The organism is Achromobacter insuavis (genome assembly GCF_902859645.1).
Lineage (GTDB): Bacteria > Pseudomonadota > Gammaproteobacteria > Burkholderiales > Burkholderiaceae_B > Achromobacter > Achromobacter insuavis.
Window position 1 is genome coordinate 37,094 of record NZ_CADIJR010000039.1, and the last position, 23,643, is coordinate 60,736.

20 protein-coding genes are annotated in these 23,643 nt (G+C 67.3%); 3 read left to right on the forward strand and 17 right to left on the reverse strand.

The window, feature by feature from the left end; translation table 11 throughout:
- Positions 1–25: 25 nt before the first annotated feature.
- The 15 genes from H0523_RS19155 to H0523_RS19225 form a co-directional block, all read right to left on the reverse strand.
- Positions 26–1,324, reverse strand: coding sequence for a sulfate adenylyltransferase subunit 1 (locus tag H0523_RS19155; protein ID WP_054429467.1), 1,299 nt, complete (start codon positions 1,322–1,324; stop codon positions 26–28).
- A 43-nt stretch (positions 1,325–1,367) separates the two neighbouring features.
- On the reverse strand, positions 1,368–2,276 hold the full coding sequence (gene cysD / locus H0523_RS19160) for a sulfate adenylyltransferase subunit CysD (protein ID WP_054429468.1): 909 nt from the start codon (positions 2,274–2,276) through the stop codon (positions 1,368–1,370).
- Positions 2,277–2,316: 40 nt separating this feature from the next.
- Positions 2,317–3,066: a phosphoadenylyl-sulfate reductase gene (locus H0523_RS19165; protein WP_054429469.1), complete on the reverse strand. Its 750-nt coding sequence runs from the start codon at positions 3,064–3,066 to the stop codon at positions 2,317–2,319.
- Complete coding sequence (locus H0523_RS19170; protein WP_054429470.1) at positions 3,063–4,127, reverse strand: sulfate/molybdate ABC transporter ATP-binding protein; 1,065 nt, start codon at positions 4,125–4,127, stop codon at positions 3,063–3,065. The genes H0523_RS19165 and H0523_RS19170 overlap by 4 nt, the downstream gene beginning before the upstream one ends.
- A 25-nt stretch (positions 4,128–4,152) precedes the next feature.
- Entirely contained in the window at positions 4,153–5,052 is a 900-nt protein-coding gene (gene cysW, locus H0523_RS19175; protein WP_054429471.1) for a sulfate ABC transporter permease subunit CysW, read from the reverse strand.
- Positions 5,049–5,939, reverse strand: coding sequence for a sulfate ABC transporter permease subunit CysT (gene cysT / locus H0523_RS19180; protein ID WP_054429472.1), 891 nt, complete (start codon positions 5,937–5,939; stop codon positions 5,049–5,051). Before cysT ends, cysW begins: the two co-directional genes overlap by 4 nt.
- A 24-nt stretch (positions 5,940–5,963) precedes the next feature.
- Positions 5,964–6,992, reverse strand: coding sequence for a sulfate ABC transporter substrate-binding protein (locus tag H0523_RS19185; protein ID WP_054429473.1), 1,029 nt, complete (start codon positions 6,990–6,992; stop codon positions 5,964–5,966).
- Between the two features lie 225 nt (positions 6,993–7,217).
- Positions 7,218–7,859, reverse strand: a complete 642-nt coding sequence (locus tag H0523_RS19190) for a peroxiredoxin (protein ID WP_006388282.1) — start codon at positions 7,857–7,859, stop codon at positions 7,218–7,220.
- A 153-nt stretch (positions 7,860–8,012) separates the two neighbouring features.
- Complete coding sequence (locus tag H0523_RS19195; protein WP_054429474.1) at positions 8,013–9,839, reverse strand: acyl-CoA dehydrogenase; 1,827 nt, start codon at positions 9,837–9,839, stop codon at positions 8,013–8,015.
- 161 nt (positions 9,840–10,000) lie between these two features.
- Positions 10,001–11,704, reverse strand: coding sequence for an aspartate-alanine antiporter (aspT, locus tag H0523_RS19200; RefSeq protein ID WP_054429475.1), 1,704 nt, complete (start codon positions 11,702–11,704; stop codon positions 10,001–10,003).
- Between the two features lie 34 nt (positions 11,705–11,738).
- A complete protein-coding gene (locus H0523_RS19205; RefSeq protein WP_054429476.1) occupies positions 11,739–13,556 on the reverse strand; it encodes a bifunctional aspartate transaminase/aspartate 4-decarboxylase in 1,818 nt (605 codons plus the stop codon).
- 147 nt (positions 13,557–13,703) lie between these two features.
- Positions 13,704–15,395: an aspartate-alanine antiporter gene (gene aspT, locus H0523_RS19210; RefSeq protein ID WP_054429477.1), complete on the reverse strand. Its 1,692-nt coding sequence runs from the start codon at positions 15,393–15,395 to the stop codon at positions 13,704–13,706.
- Between the two features lie 224 nt (positions 15,396–15,619).
- Positions 15,620–16,549, reverse strand: coding sequence for an electron transfer flavoprotein subunit alpha/FixB family protein (locus H0523_RS19215; protein ID WP_024068180.1), 930 nt, complete (start codon positions 16,547–16,549; stop codon positions 15,620–15,622).
- 1 nt (position 16,550) lies between these two features.
- Complete coding sequence (locus tag H0523_RS19220; protein WP_006388274.1) at positions 16,551–17,300, reverse strand: electron transfer flavoprotein subunit beta/FixA family protein; 750 nt, start codon at positions 17,298–17,300, stop codon at positions 16,551–16,553.
- A gap of 80 nt (positions 17,301–17,380) precedes the next feature.
- Positions 17,381–18,304, reverse strand: coding sequence for a histone deacetylase family protein (locus H0523_RS19225; RefSeq protein WP_082385492.1), 924 nt, complete (start codon positions 18,302–18,304; stop codon positions 17,381–17,383).
- A 10-nt stretch (positions 18,305–18,314) separates the two neighbouring features.
- On the opposite strand from H0523_RS19225, the gene mltB reads away from it, so the two are divergent.
- On the forward strand, positions 18,315–19,475 hold the full coding sequence (gene mltB / locus H0523_RS19230) for a lytic murein transglycosylase B (RefSeq protein WP_180180125.1): 1,161 nt from the start codon (positions 18,315–18,317) through the stop codon (positions 19,473–19,475).
- Between the two features lie 31 nt (positions 19,476–19,506).
- On the opposite strand, the gene H0523_RS19235 is transcribed toward mltB, so the two are convergent.
- On the reverse strand, positions 19,507–20,556 hold the full coding sequence (locus tag H0523_RS19235) for a cyclase family protein (protein ID WP_054461040.1): 1,050 nt from the start codon (positions 20,554–20,556) through the stop codon (positions 19,507–19,509).
- A 68-nt stretch (positions 20,557–20,624) separates the two neighbouring features.
- Here H0523_RS19235 and H0523_RS19240 point away from each other — a divergent pair, with 68 nt between their 5' ends.
- Positions 20,625–21,401: an IclR family transcriptional regulator gene (locus H0523_RS19240; protein WP_054429478.1), complete on the forward strand. Its 777-nt coding sequence runs from the start codon at positions 20,625–20,627 to the stop codon at positions 21,399–21,401.
- Positions 21,398–22,378 carry a Bug family tripartite tricarboxylate transporter substrate binding protein gene (locus H0523_RS19245; protein ID WP_054429479.1) on the forward strand — a complete coding sequence of 327 codons (981 nt, stop codon included), beginning with the start codon at positions 21,398–21,400 and terminating at the stop codon, positions 22,376–22,378. The genes H0523_RS19240 and H0523_RS19245 overlap by 4 nt, the downstream gene beginning before the upstream one ends.
- A gap of 111 nt (positions 22,379–22,489) precedes the next feature.
- Here H0523_RS19245 and cysM read toward each other — a convergent pair whose 3' ends face one another.
- The gene (gene cysM / locus H0523_RS19250; RefSeq protein ID WP_054429480.1) at positions 22,490–23,401 is read right to left on the reverse strand and encodes a cysteine synthase CysM; all 912 of its coding nucleotides are present in this window, start codon (positions 23,399–23,401) and stop codon (positions 22,490–22,492) included.
- Positions 23,402–23,643: the final 242 nt, after the last annotated feature.

Sequence of the window (23,643 nt, forward strand, 5' to 3'; positions counted from 1 at the left end):
GACCCTTCCCGCCCCGACTTGCGGTTTACCGAAGCATGCCCGCCGCCGCGGTCTGATGCGTGGCTTCGTCGATCAGGATGAAGGCGCCGGTGGCGGGCACATCGGCGTATCGATCGACCGCCAGCGACTCGCGCGTGGTGAACGCGACGCGGCCGATGTCGTTCATGCGCAGCGTGCCTTCGGTGTTCTCCACTTCCTGCAGTTCGTGGATGTCGCGATGCGATAGCACCGCGCGGATCTTCGCCGACGTCAGTCGCGTGCCATGCTTGAGCAAATACTTGCGCGCGGGGTTGAGCGCCTGCGCATCGAGCCAGCAGAGCTCCGCTTCGAACTCGCGCGCGACCTGCGCCGGCGCGGCCGCGTGCACGATCACGTCGCCGCGCGACACGTCGACGTCGCGGTCCAGCACCAGCGTGACCGAGTCGCCCGCCACCGCTTCATCGAGCGCGCGATCGAACAGCCGCACTTCCTGCACGCGCGCCGTCACGCCCGACGGCTGCACCACGATCTCATCGCCGGGGCGCAGCACGCCGCTGGCGATGCGGCCGGCGTAGCCGCGGAAATCGTCCTTGCGGCTGCCGTCGTGGCGCGCCACCCATTGCACCGGAAAGCGCAGCGGCCCCGCGCCGCCGTCACCAGCCAGCTCCAGCGATTCCAGCAGCGTCAGCAGCGGCTGGCCGGCATACCACGGCGTCTTGTCCGACCGCGTCACCACGTTGTCGCCGTTCAGCGCCGACAAAGGCAGCGCGTCGAAGTGCGCGATGCCGAGCTTGTCCGCCAGATCGGCGTAGGCGTCGCGGATGCGCTCGAACACGGCCGGGTCCCAGTCCACCAGGTCCATCTTGTTGACGGCCACCACGATGTGGCGGATGCCCAGCAGGCGGGCGATGGTGCTGTGGCGCTTGGTCTGCGGCAGCAGCTTGCCGTCGGCCGCGCGGGTGGCGTCGATCAGGATCACGGCGACGTCGGCGGTGGAGGCGCCGGTGACCATGTTGCGGGTGTACTGCTCGTGGCCGGGCGCGTCGGCGATGATGAACTTGCGCGCCGGGGTCGAGAAGTAGCGGTAGGCCACGTCGATGGTGATGCCCTGCTCGCGCTCGGCCTCCAGGCCGTCCGTCAGCAGGGAGAAGTCGATGCCGCCCTCGGCCACGCGCTTGTACTTGGCGCGCGAAATGGCGTCGAGCTGGTCGGCGAACACGCCCTTGCTGTCATACAGCAGGCGGCCGATCAGCGTCGACTTGCCGTCGTCGACCGAGCCCGCGGTGATCAGGCGCAGCACGCCCGTGCCGGCGCCGGAAAGAAAAGAATCGTTTACTGCGTTCATATGCGTCCCCTGTCGGCCGGCCTGGCGCCGGCCAATCGTGCGATCAGAAATAGCCTTCCTTCTTGCGGCGCTCCATCGAGGCCTCGGATGTCTGGTCGTCCATGCGCGTGGCGCCGCGCTCGGTGATGTCGGTCACCGCGGTCTCGGCGATGATGGCGGCCGTGTCGGCGGCATCCGAGGCCACCGGGCAGGTGCAGGAAATGTCGCCCACGGTGCGAAAGCGCACCGACAGGCGCTCGACCGTGTCGCCGTCCTGCGGCGGCGTCAGGCGCGTGACCGGCACCAGCAGGCCCTTGCGCCGCACCACCTCGCGCTCGTGACTGAAGTAGATCGACGGCAGCGCCAGCTGCTCGCGCTGGATGTACTGCCAGACGTCCAGCTCGGTCCAGTTGGAAATCGGAAACACCCGCATGTTCTCGCCGCGATGCACCTTGGTGTTGAACAGGTTCCACAGCTCGGGGCGCTGGGCCTTGGGATCCCACTGGCCGAACTCGTCGCGGAACGAGAAGATGCGTTCCTTGGCGCGCGCCTTTTCCTCGTCGCGGCGGGCGCCGCCGATGCAGGCGTCGAAGCCGAATTCCTCGATCGACTCCAGCAGCGTCACGGCCTGCGCCGCGTTGCGCGAGTCGGTCTCGCGCCGCAGCACCACGCTGCCGCGCTTGATCGAGTCCTCGACGCTGCGCACGATCAGGGTCTCGCCCAGCTCGGCCGCGCGGGCATCGCGGAACGCGATGACCTCGTCGAAATTGTGGCCGGTGTCGATGTGCATCAGCGGGAACGGAAAGCGCCCCGGACGAAAGGCCTTTTCGGCCAGGCGCAGCAGCACCACCGAATCCTTGCCGCCCGAGAACAGCAGCACGGGCTTCTCGCTCTCGGCCGCCACTTCGCGCATGATGAAAATGGCTTCCGATTCCAGCCAGTCCAGGTGGCTGCGTTGAATCACTGCGGACATAGGTATTCCCCTAAAACGAATTCTTGATACGTGACGGGCGTCAGGCGCGCGTGGTTTCCGCGACGATGCCAATGACCCGGTTGCCGGCATGCAGGCCGCATTCCTTGGAGTCCGACGACTCCCACCACCAGCGTCCGGCCCGCAGGTCTTCGCCCGGACGGATGGCGCGGGTACAGGGCTCGCAGCCGATGGACGGATAGCCCTGGTCGTGCAGCGGGTTGTAGGGAATGCCGAGCGCGCGGATCACGCCCCAGACTTCCGCCTCGCTCCACTCGGCCAGCAGGTTGAACTTGTAGAGACCGAAGGTCGGGTCGTGCTCTTCCAGGTGCAGCTCGCCGCGCGTGGTCGACTGCGCCCGCCGCTGGCCGGTGATCCAGGCGCCGCGTCCGGCCAGCGCGCGCTTGAGCGGCTCGACCTTGCGGATCTGGCAACAGGCCTTGCGCAGCTCGACGCTTTCGTAGAAGGCGTAGGCGCCATGTTCGGCCATGTGGCGCTCGACCGCGTCGGCCTCGGGCCGGTACACCGTGACCTCGCGGCCGTAGCGCGCGCGCACCGCGTCCAGCACGCCCAGCGTTTCGGCGTGCAGCCGGCCGGTGTCGAGCGTGAACACTTCGAGAGCCAGGCCGGCGCCATAGATGGCGTGCGTCAGCACCATGTCCTCGGCCGCCAGGGACGAGGCCAGCGCGGCGTCGGGATAGCGCTGGCTCGCGTCCGCCAGGCGCGCCACCAGCTCGCGCCAGCGCGCCGCGAGGGCCGGCTCCAGGCTGGCGGCGAGATCGGCGGCCGTCATGATTGCACCGCGAAGACACGCGCCCGGCGCGGGCGGGCCAGCAGGATGTCGCCATCGCGCAGCGCCAGTTCGCGATAGAGGTGCTCGGGCACCTCGGCCTCGATGACGGCGTCGGAATCCTGGCTGGCCAGTTCCAGATACGCGCTGGGGCCGGCCAGGTAGGCATGCGACAGGCGCACCGGGATGCCCGCGCCATCGGCCCGGTAGCGCTCGATGTCGAATTCGTGCGGCCGCACATAGGCCGTGGCGCGTTGCGACTCGGCCTGCGCCAGCTCGGGCGCCGGCAGCGACAACCCCGCCCCTTCCCAGACGCCGCGGCTGGCCACGCCCTGCAACTGGTTGACGTCTCCGAGGAAGCCGTAGACGAACGGCGTGGCCGGCCCTTCCCAGACCTCGCGCGGCGTGCCGACCTGTTCGATCCTGCCGGCGTTCATCAGCACCACGCGGTCGGCCACTTCCAGCGCCTCTTCCTGGTCGTGGGTGACGAACACGCTGGCCACGTTCAGCTCGTCGTGCAGACGGCGCAGCCAGCGCCGCAGTTCCTTGCGCACCTTGGCGTCGAGCGCGCCGAACGGCTCGTCCAGCAGCAGCACGCGCGGCTCCACCGCCAGCGCGCGCGCCAGGGCGATGCGCTGGCGCTGGCCGCCCGACAGCTGCGCCGGATAGCGATCCGCCAGCCAGTCCAGCTGCACCAGGCCCAGCAGATCATGCACCTTGCGCCGGATCTGGTCCTCGGACGGCCGCTGCGAACGGTGCTTGACGCGCAGCCCGAAGGCGACGTTCTCGAACACCGTCATGTGCTTGAACAGCGCGTAGTGCTGGAACACGAACCCGACCTGGCGCTGGCGCACGTCGACCGCGGTGGCGTCCTCGCCGGCGAACAGCACGCTGCCCGTGTCGGCCGACTCCAACCCCGCGATGATGCGCAGCAGCGTGGTCTTGCCACAGCCCGACGGCCCCAACAGCGCCACCAGCTCGCCGGTCTCGATGTGCAGCGATACGTCGTTGAGCGCGCGGAACTGGCCGAAGCGCTTGGATAGATTGCGAACCTCGATACTCATGCTTGTCTCCGTCTGGCCGGCCGCGTCAGGCGACGGCCGGCTTGATGGCCGTCGCGGGGCCGGGATACTCGACCGGCAGTTCCGCCGCCTTCAGGTAGCGCGCGTTGCGCCACTCGACCACGTTCTTGGCCACCAGCGTCACCAATGCCAGCAGCGCCAGCAGCGAAGCCACCGCGAACGCCGCCGAATACTGGTATTCGTTGTAGAGAATCTCCACATGCAGCGTCATGGTGTTGGTCAGGCCGCGGATCTGGCCAGACACCACCGAGACCGCGCCGAACTCGCCCATGGCGCGCGCATTGCAGAGAATGGCGCCGTACAGCAGGCCCCATTTGATGTTGGGCAGCGTCACCCGCCAGAAGATCTGCCAGCCGCTCGCGCCCAGCGTCAGCGCGGCCTGCTCTTCCTCGCTGCCCTGCGCCTGCATCAGCGGGATCAGCTCGCGCGCCACGAACGGAAAGGTCACGAACAGCGAGGCCAGGATGATGCCGGGCACGGCGTAGACGATCTTGAAGTCATGGTCCTGCAGCCAGCCGCCGAACCAGCCCTGGGTGCCGAACAGCAGCACGAACACCAGGCCGGCCACCACCGGCGACACCGAGAACGGCAGGTCGATCAGCGTGATCAGGAACTGCTTGCCGCGGAACTGGAACTTGGTGATGGCCCAGGCCGCGGCCACGCCAAACACCAGGTTCACCGGCAGCGCGATCGCCGCCACCAGCAGCGTCAAGCGGATCGCGGCCAGCGCGTCCGGCTCGACGATCGCCTCCAGATAGAGCGCCCAACCCTTGCGGAAAGCCTCGAAGAACACCGCGGCCAGCGGCACCAGCAGGAACAGCGCCAGAAAGCCCAGCGCCAGGAACAGCAGGATGCCGCGCACCCAGCGCGGCTCGGTCAGGTGGGCGGGACGGTCAGCAACGCTCATGACGATCTCCCGAGGCCGCGACGGGCCTGCCAGCCCTGCAGCAGATTGATGATGAGGAGCAGCACGAACGACAGCACCAGCATCACCGTGGCGATGGCGGCGGCGCCGGCGTAGTCGAACTGCTCCAGCTTGGCGATGATGAGCAGCGGCGTGATTTCCGACACCATCGGCATGTTGCCGGCGATGAACACCACCGAACCGTACTCGCCCACGGCGCGCGCGAAGGCCAGCGCGAAGCCGGTCATCAGCGCCGGCAGGATGGTCGGCAGCAGCACGCGGCGGATGGTCTGCCAGCGGTCCGCGCCGAGGCTGGCCGCGGCCTCCTCGATCTCGCGCTCGACGTCTTCCAGCACCGGCTGCACCGTGCGCACCACGAACGGCACGCCGATGAAGATCAGCGCGATCACGATGCCCAGCGGCGTGAACGCCACCTTCAGGCCGAACCAGTTGGCCAGCGGCGCGCCCAGCCAGCCCTTTTCGGCGTACAGCGCGGTCAGCGCGATGCCTGCCACGGCGGTGGGCAGCGCGAACGGCAGGTCCACCAGCGCATCCAGGATCTTCTTGCCGGGAAAGCGGTAGCGCACCAGCACCCAGGCCACGATGGTGCCGAACACCAGGTTCACCAGCGCCGCCAGCAACGAGGCGCCGAAGGTGAGTTGATAGGACGCCAGCACCCGTGGCGCCGTCACCGCGTCCCAGAAGCCCTGCCAGCCCAGCGATGCGCTCTTGATCGGCAGCGCCGCCAGGGGAATCAACACGAGCACGCTCAGGTACAGCACCGCGTAGCCCATGGAAATGCCGAAACCGGGCAGCACGCCCGGGCTGTTGCGCCGAACGGCAAAAGGCGCCTGCGCGCCCTTTGCCGTCGGAATCGAGGCTGAAGTCATGGCCGTCGTCCGCTGGTTGTCCGCTTACTTTTTCTGCGGCTGGTAGATCTGGTCGAAGGTGCCGCCGTCGCTGAAGTGGTCCTTCTGCGCCTTGCGCCAGCCGCCAAAGATCTTGTCGTCGATGGTCACCAGCTTGACCTTGGGGAACTTGCTTTCGTACTTGGCGGCCACGGTCTTGTCGATCGGCCGGTAGTAGTTCTTGGCGATGATCTCCTGGGCGGCCGGGGTGTAGAGAAATTCCAGGTAGGCCTGGGCCGCGGCGCGGGTGCCCTTCTTGTCGACGATCTTGTCGACGATGGCCACCGGCGGTTCGGCCAGGATCGACAGCGACGGCACCACGATGTCGAACTTGTCCGGACCCAGTTCCTCCAGCGCCAGGAAGGCTTCGTTTTCCCAGGCCAGCAGCACGTCGCCCACGCCACGCTCGACGAAGGTGGTGGTGGCGCCGCGGGCGCCGGTGTCGAGCACCGGCACGTGCTTGAGCAGTTCGCCGACGTAGGCGCGCGCCTTGTCTTCGCTGCCGCCGTTCTTCTCCAGCGCGTAGGCCCAGGCGGCCAGGTAGTTCCAGCGGGCGCCGCCCGAGGTCTTGGGGTTGGGCGTGATCACCTGCACGCCGTCCTTGACCAGGTCATCCCAGTCCTTGATGTGCTTGGGGTTGCCCTTGCGCACCAGGAACACGATGGTCGAGGTGTAGGGCGAGCTGTTCTGCGGCAGGCGCGCCTGCCAGTTCTCCGGCAAGAGGCCGCGGTCGGCGATGGCGTCGATGTCATAGGCCAGCGCCAGCGTCACCACATCGGCTTCCAGGCCGTCGATGACCGAGCGCGCCTGACGGCCGGAGCCGCCGTGCGACTGACGAATGGTCAGGTCGACACCGGCCTTTTCCTTGTATTGCTTGATGAAGGCGTCATCGATGGCGCGATACAGCTCGCGCGTCGGGTCGTACGATACGTTCAGCAGGGTCTGCTTCTGCTGCGCCTGCGCCGGCGCGATCGCGGCGAGAGACATCGTCACTGCGGCCAAGGCGGCCAACCATCCGGCTTTCCTGAAAGACATTCCTTGCTCCCTTCCCGTGTTTGGCAATGTGGAAGCAAGTGTGCAGGCGGCCTGTTCTGAACGGAACGAATCATTCTTTGATTGCTCATCGCTCCCAGGCATATAGCGCGGCGGCCGCCCCCTGTGAAAAAGCCGCGCATTCCCAGGGAATACGCGGCTTTGCGGGCGTTTTGCAGGCGCCATCCGGCAAGGCGGCGCGGGCCGCCTTGCGCACGGATTTCTTATTTACTTATTCGGTTGAGGCGTAATGCGCAGATAGGGACGCACCGCCTTGTAGCCCTTCGGGAACTTCTGCTTGATGACCGCCTCGTCCTGCAGCGACGGCACGATGATGACATCGTCGCCGTCTTCCCAGTTGACCGGCGTGGCCACGCTGTGGCTGTCGGTCAGCTGCAGCGAATCGATGACGCGCAGGATCTCGTTGAAGTTGCGGCCGGTGCTGGCCGGATACGTGATGATCAGGCGCACCTTCTTGTTCGGGTCGATGATGAAGACCGAACGCACCGTCAGCGTGGCGTTGGCGTTCGGGTGGATCATGTCGTACAGCTCGGACACCTTGCGGTCCTTGTCGGCCAGGATCGGGAAATTGACCTTGGTCGACTGGGTGTCGTTGATGTCCTCGATCCACTTGGTGTGCGAGTCGGTGCCGTCCACCGACAGCGCCAGCACCTTCACGTTGCGCTTGGCGAATTCGTCGGCCAGCTTGGCGGTGTAGCCCAGTTCGGTCGTGCAGACAGGGGTGAAATCGGCAGGATGCGAGAACAGCACTCCCCAGCTATTGCCCAGATACTCGTGGAAACGGATCGGGCCGGCCGAGGATTCCTGTTCGAAATCGGGCGCGGTGTCGCCCAGGCGTAGATGACTCATGGTGTCTCCTGCTTGCGGATTCAGGTTACGGAATCGACCGGCCGCCAGGTCCGGCGGCCGGCTGGAAAAACGTCTCGATGGCGGCCTGTGCCGCCCCTCGAAACGATTCTTCCATCAAACCTGTTGCAGGGGAAATACGCAAGACATATAACCTTATGCAATATTCGCGGCCGCGCCGCAGGCGTCGGCCACCACCCCCGCGCGCACCGCCGCCGACAGCGCCAGGGCGCGTGGCAGGATGTGGGCGGCGTAGAACAATCCGGTCGCCAGTTTCTCGCGATGGAACGGATCGGTCGACCCCGCGGCCAGGCGCCGGCGGCACACCAGCACCGCGCGCGCCATCTGCCAGCCGCCATGCACCACGCCGGCCAGCATCAGGTACGGCACGCTGCTGGAATAGACCGCGCGGATGTTCGCCGCCGACTGTTCCAGGATGAACTCCACCCCGGCCTCGTAGGCCTGGATCGCGCTGTCGAGGTTGTCGCGCAGCAGGCGCAGGCCGTCGCGCTCGGACGCCGCGGCGCGCGACGATTCGGCCTCGACCGCCCGCAGCGTCTCGCGCATGGCGGCGATGGCGGCATAGGCGGTGGCGCCGGCGTCGCGCTGGGTCTTGCGGCTGACCAGGTCATTGGCCTGGATCGCGGTGGTGCCTTCGTAGATCGGCAGGATGCGGGCGTCGCGGTAGTACTGCGCCGCCCCGGTCTCCTCGATATAGCCCATGCCGCCATGCACCTGGATGCCGAGCGAGGCCACTTCCACCGCCGATTCGGTCGAGAAGCCCTTGACGATCGGCACCATGTATTCGTAGAAAGCACGGTTGCGGGCGCGCTGCTCGGGGTCGGGATGATGCGTGCCCTTGTCGTGCGCGGCCGCCGTCACGTAGGACACCGCGCGCGCGGCTTCGGTCAGCGCCTTCATGGTCAGCAGCATGCGCTGCACGTCCGGGTGGCGCGCGATCGCGACGGCCGCGGCCGAGCCTTCCACCGCCCGGCCCTGCACCCGTTCTCGGGCATAGGCCAGCGCATGCTGGTAGGCGCGCTCGGACACGCCGATGCCCTGCTGCCCGACCGAGTAGCGGGCCGCGTTCATCATGATGAACATGTATTCCAGGCCGCGGTTCAGTTCGCCGACCAGGTAGCCGACCGCGCCCTCGCCCGCCTCGCCCTTGCCCGAGCCGTACAGCAGCACCGCGGTGGGGCTGCCGTGGATGCCCAGCTTGTGCTCCAGCGAGGCGCACCAGACGTCGTTGCGCGCCCCCAGGGCGCCATCGGCGCCGACCAGGAACTTGGGCACGATGAACAGCGAGATGCCCTTGACCCCGGGCGGCGCGTCCGGCGTGCGCGCCAGCACCAGGTGGATGATGTTCTCGGCCAGGTCGTGCTCGCCGTAGGTGATGAAGATCTTCTGGCCCGACAGGCGGTAGCTGCCGTCTTCCTGGCGCACCGCGCGGGTGGCGACCTGGGCCAGGTCCGAGCCGGCCTGCGGCTCGGTCAGGTTCATGGTGCCGGTCCATTTGCCGCCAATGAGGTTGGGCACGAACTTCTTGCGCTGCTCCTCCGAGCCGACGGTGAGGATGGCCTCGATCACGCCGTCGGTCAGCATCGGGCACAACGAGAACGCCAGGCTGGCCGCCTGGATGTTCTCGCCGGGCGCGGCCGCCACCAGCTTGGGCAGGCCCTGCCCGCCCCAGGCCTGCGGATGCTGCAATCCCTGCCAGCCGCCGGCCGCGTAGTCCTTGAAGCCCTGCGCGTAGCCCGGCGTGGCGGTGACCTGGCCATCGTTCCAGACCGGCGGCCGCGTATCGCCGGGCACGTTCAGCGGCGCGATCGCCTGCTCGACGAAACGGCCATTTTCTTCCAGGATGGCGTCCACCAGGTCGGGCGTCACCTCTTCGAAGCCGGGCAGTTTGAGGACGTCGTCCAGGCCGGCCAGTTCGTTCAGCGCGAAGCGGAAATCCTTCAGCGGGGTAAGGTAGGGCATCTTGTCTCCATGAGCCTGCTCCCGTGACGGCGGGGGCGGCGGGGTGCGATGGGATGCCGCCTTGGGCGACGCGCGTGGCGCGGTCGATGGCGGTCTCGGTAGTTTCCCTAGCCTATGTTAAACCCTCGCTCCGCGTCATGGGGCGATGCGCCCTGCCGGCCTCACCCCCCGAGGTGATGCGCCAGCGACACGATGATCGGCCCCAGCACCGGCAACAGCACGTTGGCGATGGCGTAGGTCACCGTGTAGCCCAGCAGCGGCACCGCGCTGCCGCTGGCGCCCAGGATGGCGCTGATCGCGGGCGTGCTGACGTGCTGGCCGGCGATGGCGCCGACCAGCAGCGGTCCCTCAATCTTGAGTATCTTGTGCCCGACCCACAGCGACAGGCAGGCCGGCCCCAGCGACACCAGCAGGCCGATCAGCGGCAGCACCGCGCCGTGCTCGCGGATCAGCGCCACCGCCTCCGGCCCGGCCGACAGGCCGACGCAGGCGACGAACACCGCCAGGCCCAGGTCCTTGAGCAATTGCACCGCGTGCTCGGGCATGTGGCCCAGCGCCGGCCGCTTGGCGTTGATCCAGCCGCAGACCAGGCCGCTGACCAGGGCGCCGCCGCCGCTGCCCAGCGACACCGGAATGCCCCACAGCCGCGCGCCCAGGGCGCCGATCATCAAGCCCGCGAGGATGCCGAAGGCCAGGAACACCAGGTCGGTGACGCCGCTGCGCCGCAGCTCGTTGCCCAGCGCCGCGCCCGCCTGCGACAGCTCCGGCTCGGCGCCCACCAGCGTCACCAGGTCGCCGTACTGCACCACGGTGGCCGGCGTGACCGGCAGCATGTGGCCGGAGCGCTGGATCGACTGCAGGAACACGCCCCGCGCCCGCTGCGCGCGCGGCCGCCTGGCCAGTTCACCGACGGTGTGGCCATTGACCTCTTTCTTGTTGACGATGACCTGCAGCTCGGCCAGCTGCAGGTCGTCGGCATGCGCTTCGGGCAGCTGGATCTCCGGCCCGATGACCGAGCCCGCGCGCAGCGCGAAGCGGCGCAGGCCCAGCACCACCACGATATCGCCGGTGGCCAGGCTGTCCTCGGGCGTGGGCTCGATCGCCTCGCCGTTGCGCAGGATGCGGCTGATGGCGGTGCGCCCGCCCAGCTCGGCCTCGATCTCGGCCACCGTCTTGCCGTCGGCGTCCTTGACCACGTGCGAACGCCCCACCAGCCGCGGCAGGGTCGGCAGCAGGTTGTCGTCCGACTCGCCCGGGCCCGCGCCCAGCTTTTCCTCCAGCGCCTTGGAGGCCTCGCGCAAGTTGATGCGCAGCAGCGCCGGCGCCACCTGGCTGGTGAAGAACACGATGCTGATCAGGCCCACCAGGTAGGTCAGCGTGTAGGCCGTGGCGATGTTGGCCTCCATCCGCTGCACCTCGGCGTCGGCCAGGCCCAGGTGCTTGAGGGCCTCGGCGGCGGTGCCGACCACCGCGGACTCGGTCGCCGCCCCCGCCGCCAGTCCCGCCGCGGTGCCCGCGTCCAGCCCGAACAGCGGCACCGCCAGCAGCACGATGGTCAGCACCAGCAGCGCCTCGATCACCGGCAGCACGATGTAGCGCAGGCTGGAGCGGTTCAGGTTGGCGAAGAACTGCGGCCCGCCCGAATAGCCCATGGCGAAGATGAACAGGGCGAACGCGACCTCCTTCAGGTCGCCGCGCATCTGGCAGCCGGTCTGGCCGATCAGCAGGGCGACGATGAGCGTGCCGCACACGCCCCCCAGCTGGATCGGCCCGACCTTGAGCTTGCCGATCAGGTATCCCAAGCCCACCGTCAGGAACAGCACCGCGATGGGAACGTTATTGAAAAACCCGACTGAGCACGTCATGAGGTCATGTCACCCTGGATGTGGTGGCGGCTGGCTACGACTTGATCCCTTTCTTGGCCGAGCGCTCGGCCTTGGCGGCCTTCTTGACCGCCTGTTTCACCGCCTTCTTGGCGGCCTGCTTGCCGGCGGCCTTGCGCTTGGCGGCGGCGGGCTTGACCGTCTGGCCCTTGCCGGCGGTCGGACCCGAACGCACCAGCTGGCCGGCCTTCCACGCCTCGACGTATTCCGTGGCGGCATCGACCATGTGCTTGCCGATCTTGGAATAGTCGCCGTCGTCCAGGTTGGCCAGCGAGATGCGGATCGACCACGGCGGCCCGCCGAAACCGCCGCCGTCCATCAGCACCACGCCGGATTTCTCGGCCAGGCGGAACAGGAAGTCAACCGGCTCGTAGTTCGACGTCATGTACTTGCAGAAGGCATCGCCGTAGGTGTTCTTGGCCCACACCATGAAGTCCAGCTCGACGTAGTACCAGCCGCGCATCGGATCTTCCGGCGGCAGCGGCGCCCCCAGCCCGCGCCACAGCGCGTCGCGGCGCGCGCGCACGATCTGCATGGTCAGATGCTTGTAGGCGTCCTTCAGATCGAGCAGGTGCGACAGCGCAAAGAAGCCCATCTGCACCTGCTGCGGCAGCGACAGGCCCGCCGTGTGGTTCAGCGCCACGTTGCGGCTGTCGGCCACCAGCCGGTCGATGAATTTGAGCTTCTCCGGCTCCATGGTCATGGCGCCGTAGCGCTTGTTCAGGCGCTTCTTCCACGACGCCGGCAGCTCGGCGATGCGGCGGTCCATGGTGTTCTGCTCGTGGGTCGCGATCACGCCCAGGCGCCAGCCGGTGCAGCCGAAGTTCTTCGAGAACGAATAGACGCAGATGGTGTTGTGCGGCACCTCGGCCATCAGCGAGCGGAAGTTGGGCACGAAGGTGCCGTAGACGTCGTCCGTCACCAGCACCAGGTCCGGATTCTTGCGGATCAGGCCCACGATCTGCTTCATCTCGACCGGGCTGAAGGCGACCGACGGCGGGTTGCTGGGGTTGACCGTCACCGCCAGCTTGATCTTCGGATTCTCGAGCTTGGCGATTTCCGTGGCCGGATAGTGCCAGTCGTGGGTGCCATCGGCGCGCACGCTGCTGGCATTGATGGCGACGATCTTGAACTGGAAGCGCTCCAGGTGCGCGATCTCGATGTAGGGCGTGAAGGTCGGCAGGAACAGCGCGATGGTGTCGCCCTGCTTGAGCAGGCCGTTCTGCATCAGCGAGTCGAAGATGTAGCACATGGCCGCCGTGCCGCCCTCGACCGGGAACAGGTCGAACTTGCCCTTGGGCGGCCGGCCGTCGCACATTTCCTTGATCAGGTAGTCGTGCACCACCTGCTCCAGGTGCACCAGCGCGCGCGGCGGCACCGGGTAGTTGTCGCCGATGACGCTGTCGGTCAGCTCGTGGATCCATTCGTCCGGCACGAAGTTCTTGATCTTCACGCCGTACTCCAGCACCCCGGCCAGGAAGTCCGCGCCCGCCGCGCCCTTGTTCTTGGACAGGAACTTGCGCAGGCGGTCGGCGCAGCCCTTCTTGGGCGGCATGCCCGCCAGGATCCCGTCATCGCGCACCCGGCGCGCTTCCTTCATGGCGAACTGGCCCAGCAGGAAGAAGGCGTCGCGCGGCTCGGTGGCGATCCAGTTGGGATTGCCGCGGCCGGCGTTCAGCATGGTCAGCGCGGCGGTCTGCTGGCTGTCCTTGGCCAGCGTGATCAGATAGTCCTTCAGTTCGAAGGGTGACAGCTGTTCCAGGTCGCGTTGGCGCGAACGCGTGGTTTTCAGGGCCGAGGCCAGGCTGACGGTGAGAGGCGCGGTGGAAGCCATTGTTCAGTACTCCTGGTTTGCGATTGACAGGCGCTTGCGGCGGGGAATGCCCCGGATCCGCTGGCCGGTCCGCCGCGAGGGGGACGGCCGGGCAGCGGCAATCCCGGTCCCCGGCAAGGCGCGGCCGCCCCGCCGGGGACCGGGCCTCTAGGTCATGAGCATGACGATGACAATGCCCCAGATGATGAGCAGGGTATTGCCGATGGCGTAGGGCACGGTGTAGCCCAGGGCGGGCACCTGGCTCTTCGCGGTTTCGGTGATCTGGCCGATGGCGGCCGTGGTGGTGCGGGCCCCGGCGCAGACCCCCAGCACGATGGCCGGATGGAACTTGAACACGTAGCGGGCGATGTACACCCCCAGGATCATCGGGATGCTGGTGGCGATGATGCCGGCGATGAAGAGCTTGGCCCCCAGTTGCTGGAAGCCCTGCACGAAGCCCGGCCCGGAGCTGATGCCCACCACCGCCACGAACGCGGTCAGGCCGACCGAAGTCAGGAACCAGTGCACCGGTTCCGGCACGCGGCCGAAGGTGGGATGCACCGACCGCAGATAGCCGAAAATCAGGCCGGCGATGAGCGAACCGCCCGAGGTCGACAGCGTGATCGGAATGCCGCCCACGGTCAGCACCAGCGTGCCGAACAGGCCGCCCAGCAGGATGCCGAAGCCCACGAACACCATGTCGGTCTGCTCGGTGGCGCGGTCCACGTAGCCGACCTTGCCGACCACCCGCTCGACGTCGCGCTTGGCGCCCAGGATGAAAAGACGGTCGCCGCGGTCGAGCTTCAGGCCCCAGTTGACCGGCATCTCATGGCCGCCGCGCACCACTTTGCGCAGGAACACGCCCCGCCCCAGCTCGCGCACCTGCTCCATCTCGGAGATTTCCTTGACGGTCTTGCCGGCCAGGTTCTTGTTGGTCAGCACCACCTCGACGATCTCGGCGGGCAGGTTGATCAGGTCACGGTCCTCGACTTCGGCGCCGATGATCCCGGCCGCCTGCAACACCAGCGCATCGTGCCGGCCGGCCACGCCGAGGACGTCGCCGGCCTGCAGCACGGTGGTGGAATCGGTGTCGAGAATCTGGTCGCCGCGGCGGATGCGTTCGACGAATACGCGCGCCTCGACGAAGCGCGACTCGATATCGCCCACGGTCTTGCCGACGAATTCGGAATGGTCGAGCTTGTAGGCGCGGGAGATGAACTTGCGATAGCCCGACAGTTCCATCGAGTCGGCGCCGCCGGACATCTTGGCCTCGTACTCCTGGCACTCCTTGACGATGTCCACGCGCATCAGCTTCGGGCCGAGCGAGGCCAGCAGCCAGGCGCTGCCGACGGTGCCGAAGATGTAGCAGACCGCGTACGCCACCGGGATGCTGTCGATCCATTTCTTCTTGGTGGCCGCATCGATGCCCAGGCCGTTGATGGTGTCGGTCGCCACGCCCATCACCGCGGAAATAGTCTGCGCACCGGACAACAGGCCCGCACCGGTGCCGGCGTCGAAACCGAATCCGACGGCGGTGCCCCAGGTGACCAGCAGGCAGATGACGCAGATGACGACGGCGAAGATGACCTGCGGCAGGCCATCGCTTTTCATGCCGCGGAAGAATTGCGGGCCGACGCCATAGCCCAGTCCGAACAGGAACAGCAGGAAAAAGACTTGTTTGACGATCGGGGCGATCGTGATGTCGAGCTGGCCGACCAGCACACCGACCAGCAAGGTGCCAGTCACCGCCCCCAGATTGAATCCGAATATTTTCTTGGCGCCGATCCAATACCCGAGACCCAGGGTAAGGAAAATCGCAAGCTCCGGATATTTTCGCAGAGTGTCAAAGAACCATTCCATCCCGAATCTCCTTCGTTATGTACCGGTCAAGCACTTACGCCGTGTCTAGCTGCGCGCGAGACACATTATCAGAATCCTTCAAAAGATCAAAAGATTTGGATAGTAAATATCAAATAGTTTCGATTGTCAGGCAAACAGGAAAAACAACCGGCGCATAAAAACCAGGCATGAAAAAGCCCGCGGGCGTAACGCGCGCGGGCTCGGGGACTGCCGGTAATGACGCTTTACAGCGCGCCGGTCAGTTCGGGAACGACCTGGAACAGATCACCCACCAGGCCATAATCGGCCACGCCGAAAATCGGCGCCTCGGGATCCTTGTTGATGGCCACGATGACCTTGGAATCCTTCATGCCGGCCAGGTGCTGGATGGCGCCGGAAATGCCGACGGCCACGTACAGCTGCGGCGCAACAATCTTGCCGGTCTGGCCGACCTGCCAATCGTTCGGCGCGTAGCCGGCGTCGACCGCGGCGCGCGAGGCGCCCAGGGCGGCGCCGAGCTTATCGGCCAGCGGATCCAGGATCTTGAAGTTCTCGGCGCTGCCCAGGCCACGGCCGCCGGAAACGACGACGCGGGCGCCGGCCAGTTCCGGACGGTCGCTCTTGGCGACTTCGCGGCCGACGAAGCTCGACAGGCCGGAATCGGCCACGGCGGCAACGTCTTCCACGGCGGCCGAGCCGCCCTGCGCGGCCACGGCGTCAAAGCCGGTGGTGCGCACGGTGATGACCTTGACCGGGTCGGCCGATTGCACGGTGGCGATGGCATTGCCGGCGTAGATCGGGCGCTGGAACGTGTCGGCGGATTCCACGCCGATGATGTCGGAGATCTGGGCCACGTCGAGCTTGGCGGCGACGCGCGGGGCGACGTTCTTGCCCGAGGCGGTGGCCGGGAACAGGATGTGGCTGTAGCCGGAGGCCACGGCCAGCACCTGGGCGGCGACGTTCTCGGCCAGGCCGTCGGCCAGCTGCGGGGCGTCGGCCAGCAGCACCTTGGCCACGCCGGCCGCTTGCGCGGCCTGGTCGGCCACGGCGCGGGCATTGGCGCCGGCGACCAGCACGTGGACGTCGCCTCCGATCTTGGCGGCGGCGGCGACGGCGTTCAGGGTTGCGCCCTTGAGCTGGGCGTTATCGTGTTCGGCAATAACCAGCGTCGTCATCTCAAACCACCTTCGCTTCGTTCTTGAGTTTGTCCACCAGGGCCGCGACATCGGCCACCTTGATGCCGGCCTTGCGGGCGGGCGGCTCGCTGACCTTGAGCGTCTTCAGGCGGGGCGCCGGATCGACACCCAGTTCTTCCGGGGTGACGGTGTCCAGCTGCTTCTTCTTGGCCTTCATGATGTTGGGCAGCGTGACGTAGCGCGGCTCGTTCAGGCGCAGGTCGGTGGTGATGATGGCCGGCAGCTTGAGCGTCAGCGTTTCCAGGCCGCCGTCGACTTCGCGCGTGACCGTGGCCTTGCCGTCGGCCAGCTCGACCTTGCTGGCGAACGTGGCTTGCGGCCAGTCCAGCAGCGCGGCCAGCATCTGGCCGGTCTGGTTGGCGTCGTCGTCGATGGCCTGCTTGCCCAGGATCACCAGTTGCGGCTGTTCCTTGTCGACCAGCGCCTTGAGCAGCTTGGCCACGGCCAGGGGTTGCAGTTCGGCGTCGGTCTGGACCAGCACGCCGCGGTCGGCGCCGATGGCCATGGCGGTGCGCAGCGTTTCCTGGCATTGCGCAACGCCGCAAGAAACCGCCACGACTTCGGCCACGGCGCCCTTTTCCTTCAGGCGGGTGGCTTCCTCGACGGCGATCTCGTCAAAGGGGTTCATGGACATCTTCACATTGGCGATATCCACGCCGGTCTGATCAGACTTGACGCGCACCTTGACGTTGTAGTCAACGACGCGCTTGACAGGTACCAACACCTTCATCCCGCTGCCTCCAAATGGAAATAGTTACCCGGGGGAGTTAACGATCCGCCGGGATCGCATTGCACAATTTTTTCCTGATTCTACAGCTTCGCCAGCGCCCGTATATGGGCCACGACGCTGCGTCCCAGGGCGGACAGGTTGTAACCGCCCTCGAGCGTGCTGACGATCCGCCCCTGGCAATGGCGCTCGGCCACGTCCACGAGCTGCTCGGTGATCCATGCATAGTCGGCCTCCACCAGCCCCATTTGACCCATGTCATCCTCGCGATGGGCGTCGAAGCCGGCCGAAATCAGAATGAGTTCCGGGCGGTGCGCCTCGAGCCGCGGCAGCCAGGTGTCGGTGACGATGCCGCGCACGGCCGCGCCCGCCGTATAGGCCGCCACCGGCACGTTGACCATGTTGGCCGCCGGGTGCTCGGTGCCGCTGTTGGGAAAGAACGGGTGCTGGAAAATGCTGCACATCAGCACCCGCTCGTCGCCGGCGAAGACGTCCTCGGTGCCGTTGCCGTGGTGCACGTCGAAGTCGACGATGGCCACCCGCGACAGGCCATGGAAGTCCATGGCGTGGCGGGCCGCGATGGCCACGTTGTTCAGGAAGCAGAAGCCCATCGCCTGCGAGCGGCAGGCATGGTGCCCTGGCGGACGCACCGCACAAAAAGCGGTGCGGGCCTCGCCGCCGATGACCGCGTCGACCGCCGCCACCCCGGCGCCGGCGGCGTACAGCGCGGCCTCGTAGGTGTGCGGATTCATCAGGGTGTCGGGATCTATCGGGTAATACCCTTGCTCGGGCGTATGTTCGCGCAGACTGTCCAGGTACTGGACAGTGTGCACCCGCAGCACGTCATGGCGGGACGCCTGGGGCGCCTGCCGGTCATCCAGATAGGGCATCAGGCCGCTGGCGAGCAATTGGTCGGAAATGGCGTCCAGCCTCTGCGGGCTTTCCGGATGCCAACTGCCCATTTCATGCAAGCGGCATGCCGGGTGGGTAAGATACATGGTCTCCATAAGGAAGATTATGTTCATCTGTCGGCGATTACTGCAACTCGGCACCTTGTCGGCCCTCCTGGCCGGCTGTTCCACCACCGCTCCCACCGCCTCGAATCCGTCCGCCGCCCTGCCCCCCGCGGCCACCGCCGGCAACCCCGCCCCCATCCGCATCGGACCCGCGGCGCCGACCCCCGGTCCCGAACTGGCGGACGATGGCCCGGCCGCCCTCACCCCCAGCGGCGTCCTGCGCCCCGAGGTGCGCAGCTTCGTCGAAAGCCTGGCCGCCGAGCGCAACCTGCCGCTCAAGCCGATGGTCTCCGCCCTCGAAAGCACGCGCTACAACGCCACGGTGGCGCGCCTGATCGCGCCGTCGCCCCCGGGCAAGAAGGTCTGGCGCAGCTGGCTGACCTACCGCTCGCGCTTCGTCGAGCCCAAGCGCATCGGCTGGGGCGTGGAGTTCTACAACGAGCATCGCGACCAGCTCAACCAGGCCGCGCAGCGCTTCGGCGTCCCGGCCCCGATCATCGCCTCGATCATCGGCGTTGAAACGCTGTATGGCCGCAACATGGGCAATTTCCGCGTGCTGGACGCGCTGACCACGCTGGCCTTCGACTATCCGGCCCCGGCCAAGCCCGAGCGCGCCACCATGTTCCGCGGCCAGCTGGCCGACTTCCTGACGCTCGCCATGACCGGCAAGCTCGATCTCGAAACCCGCGGCTCCTATGCCGGCGCCATCGGCATGCCGCAGTTCATGCCCACCAGCATCAAGCACTACGCGGTGGACGGCGATGGCAGCGGCCATATCGACCTGACCAACAATACCCGCGACGCCATCATGTCGGTCGGCAGCTTCCTGTCGCAGCATGGCTGGCAACGCGGCCTGCCGGTGTTCGCGCCGGTGGCGCTGCCGGCCGACCCCACCGCGCTGGTGGACGGCGGCCTGGAACCCAAGCAGACCTGGGGCACGCTGACCGCGGCCGGCGCCCGGCTGCAGCCCGGCGCCTCGGCCACCGGCTGGGGCGCGCAGCCCATGGGCATCGTCGATCTGGTGGAAGAGGCCCGCGGCACCGCGCAATACCGCGTCGGCACGCCCAACTTCTTCGCGCTGACGAAGTACAACCGCAGCTACTTCTACGCCACCGCGGTGGCCGACCTGGCCAGCGAAATCGAGGCGCGCGTCGGCCGCTGAGGGGCCGACGCGCGCGCCGCGCCGCTGCCCCTCAGACCGTGGCCACCGGCGTGGCGGGCGAGCCCACCGCGCCCGGCAGGTTCAGCGGCGGCGCGGTCAACAGGAAGCGGCTGCGGCCGTTGGCGGTCAGCCAGCGGGCCAGCGCGCCCAGGTACCACATCTCGCCGATCGGCAGGCCGAGCTTGAAGATGCAGTGGTGATGCAGCGGCAGCGCCGCGCAGCAGGCGTTGGGCTTCTGCGTCGGGTAGATTTCCAGCGCATGATTGTCCGACGCCATCGCGGCCACCTTGGAATCGGTGATCCATTGCAGCAGCTTCTCGTCGCTGCCATCCAGCCCGGCGCAGATCTCGTGCAGGGTGTGGTGATCCGGCTGGCGCTGCTTTTCCAGCAGCGCATCGCCGAATTCGGTGTGGAACAGCACGATGTCGCCCTGCTCGATCTCGATGCGGTCGGCCTCGATGATGCGCATCAGGTCGTCGTAGCCCACCGACTTCTGCTCGCGGCCATAATGCCGGGCCAGGTCGACCATGACGCCGCGGCTCTGCAGGCAGGATTCGGCCAGCTGGGTGATGTCCAGCTTCTTGGCGTGGGAAGCCCCGCCCTGGCCCAGATCGGTCTTGGCGAAACCATTGTCGACGTCATAGTCCACCGGGCCGACCACGTGTTCGTTGGGGCGGTAGCCGTTGTAGTAGACGCGTTCGGGCAGGCCGTCGCCGTTGGCGTCGAACAGCGCGCCCACGTGCGCCAGCGAGTCCCACTGGGTCGAGTACTGCAGGCTCATCTCGACGATGTCATCGCTCAGCACGTCGACGCAACCAGGGCGCAGGCGGCCCAGCGGGAAGTTCAGGTACTGGTCGCCGTCACGCTCGGTCGGGCGCAGCTTGGGCGGATGGCGGCGCACGTTGACGCCGTTGCCGCCGGGGTAGTCCAGCGGCAGCGACAGACAGAAGCTCAAGCCCTCGCGGACTTCCTGGATTCCCTTCATCACGTTCGCGGGAGTGATGTAATTCAGGCAACCCCGTTGGTCATCAGGGCCGAAGTCTCCCCAGTTCGATCCCTCGGGACGGTTCTTCCATCTCATGTGGCGCGGCTCCTTGGCCATGAATTAAGAATTTGACACAAATTTATCACATATAGGATAATAACATCATGGATGTGAAAACAGCCGCACGAGTCCTGGATGTTCTGAACCTCTTCGCCGAGGCGCAGAAGCCATTGCTGTACAGCGAGATCGCCGCGCAGATGGAGATCCCGCTGTCCAGCTGCCATGGTCTGCTCAAGACCATGGTGGCGCGCGGCTATCTGTACGAGATCGGCAAAAAGCACGGCTACTACCCGACGCAGAAGCTGATCCACGTCGCCACCCTGATCTGCCGCAGCGACCCGCTGAACGCCGTGATCGAGCCGGTGCTGGCGCGGGTGCGCGACATCACCGGCGAGACCGCCCTGCTGGCCAAGCTGGCCGACGACAAGGTCGTGTACCTGATCGTCGCCGAGTCCAAGCAGACCATCCGCTTCTCGCACCAGCCCGGCGGATTCAAGGCGGTGCACGCCACCAGCTCGGGCAAGGCCCTGCTCTCGGTGCTGCCCGAGGACGAGCGCCAGAAATGGTTCAAGACCTATCCCGGCTTCGCCTCGTACACCGAAACCACCCTCACCAGCCAGGCCGCGTTCGACCGCGACCTGCAGGCCGGCATCCAGCGCGGCTGGCAACGCTCCCTCGGCGAAAACGTCGAGGACGTGATGTCCATCTCGCTCGGGTTCCGGGCCTATGAACAACCCTTCGCCATCGTGGTGGCCGGCCCCCTGGGGCGCATGCAGAAGAACGAAGCCACCACTGGCCAGCAACTGAAAGAGGTCAAGGCGCTGCTGTACGCGGCCCTACCCTCGGCCAACCTAACCTTTGTAGGAGAAGACAGCAGATGAACAAGCGCACTTTGCTCGCCGCGGCATGCTCGGCGATCGCCATCGGGGCCCTGCCGCTGGCTGGCGCACAGGCGCAGGACGCCTATCCCGACAAGCCGATCCGCGTGATCATGCCGTGGGCCGCGGGTGGCCCGACCGACGTGGTGGGCCGCGTGATCGCGGTGCGCATGGGTGAGATCCTGGGCCATCCCCTGGTGATCGAAAGCCGTCCCGGCGCCAGCGGCACCATCGGCGCCGCCCAGGTCGCGCGCGCGCCGGCCGATGGCTACACGGTGCTGATGAATCCGTCGGTGCAGGGCATCTACCCCGCCCAGTTCAAGAGCCTGACGTTCGACCCGATCAAGGACTTCCGCATGGTCGGCGTGCTGGGCACGGTGCCGATGGTGGCCGTGGTGCCGCCCGACTCCAAGTTCAAGACCTTCGGCGAACTGATCGCGCAGGCCAAGGCCCAGCCGGGTTCGCTCAGCTTTGCCTCGCCCGGCGTGGCCACGCTGCCGCACCTGGCCGGCGAGCTGATCAACACCACCACCAAGGCGTCCATCTCGCACGTCGGCTACCGTGGCAGCAGCCCGGCCCTGACCGACGTCGCCGGCGGCCACGTCGACCTGATGTACGCGCCGCTGGCGCCCGCCCTGCCCCTGATCCAGAGCGGCAAGGTGCGCCCCATCGCCGTCACCACCAAGACCCGCCTGGCCGAGCTGCCCGACGTCCCGACCATCGCCGAGAACGGCCTGCCCGGTTTCGACATCGTCACCTGGTACGGCATGTGGGTGCCCAAGGACACGCCCGAACCCATCATCGCCAAGCTCAACAAGGCCATGATCGAGGCGTCGCAATCGCCCAAGGTGGTCGAGGCGCTGAAGTCGCAAGGCACCCTGCCCAGCACCATGAGCTACCAGGAAGCCGAAGCCTTCAACCTGGCCGAAAGCGCGCGCTGGATCAAGGTCATGAAGGACGCCAACATCCAGCCCGAATAAGGGCTGGCCGGCGCCGCACCGCCGGGCCCGCAACGCAAACGCCCCACGCCCCGGATGACATCCAGGACGTGGGGCGTTTTTCCTGGGCGCGGGACCGGCCCGCGCACGGCGTCAGTTGTTGAAGACGCCCGTGGACAGGTAGCGGTCGCCGCGATCGCAGACGATGAAGACGATGGTCGCGTCATTCACCCGCTCGGCCACGCGCAAAGCGGCCACCAGCGCGCCGGCGGACGAAATGCCGCCGAAGATGCCCTCTTCGGCGGCCAGGCGGCGCGCCATGGCCTCGGCCTCGGCCTGCTGGATGGACTCGTAGGCGTCCACGCGGCTGCGGTCGAAGATCTTGGGCAGGTAGGCTTCCGGCCATTTGCGGATGCCGGGAATCGACGAGCCCTCGGCCGGCTGCGCGCCCACCACCTGCACCGCCGGATTGCGCGACTTCAGGTAGGTGGACACGCCCATGATGGTGCCGGTCGTGCCCATGGCGCTGACGAAGTGCGTCACGCGGCCGTCGGTCTGGGTCCAGATTTCCGGGCCGGTGCCTTCGATGTGGGCGCGCGGGTTGTCCGGATTGGCGAACTGGTCCAGCACCACGCCGCGGCCATCGGCCTGCATTTCGGTGGCCAGGTCGCGGGCGTATTCCATGCCGCCCTTGTCGGCCGGCGTCAGGATCAGCTCGGCGCCGTAGGCCGTCATGGCGGCGCGGCGCTCCACCGACAGGTTGTCGGGCATGATCAGGATCATGCGGTAGCCGCGCATGGCGGCGGCCATGGCCAGCGCGATGCCGGTATTGCCGCTGGTCGCCTCGATCAGCGTGTCGCCGGGCTTGATGTCGCCGCGCTCCTCGGCATGCTTGATCATGGAGAGCGCCGGACGGTCCTTCACCGAGCCGGCCGGATTGTTGCCTTCCAGCTTGGCCAGGATGACGTTGCCGCGCGCCGCCCCGGCGGCGCCGGGAATGCGCTGCAGGCGCACCAGCGGCGTGTTGCCGACGGTCTGCTCGATAGTGGGATAGGTAGTAGTCATGAAGCCGATGATAACCCCGCCCGGCGCGGCGTGCCGCCAAAGGCCGCGCTCGCGCCAGGGGTTCCGCGCCTGGCGGCCCCTGCAACGCCAAGCGCCGGGCAAGGCCGGCGTCCGCCCCGACGATGGCGACGGCGGACATGGCGACGCAGGGACGCCGTGGCGGCGCCGATCAGGGTCGCGATGCCGCCGCGGGCTTACCCGTCTGGGCCGCTCCCGGCCTGGCCGCGCCACCCGCGGGGGCG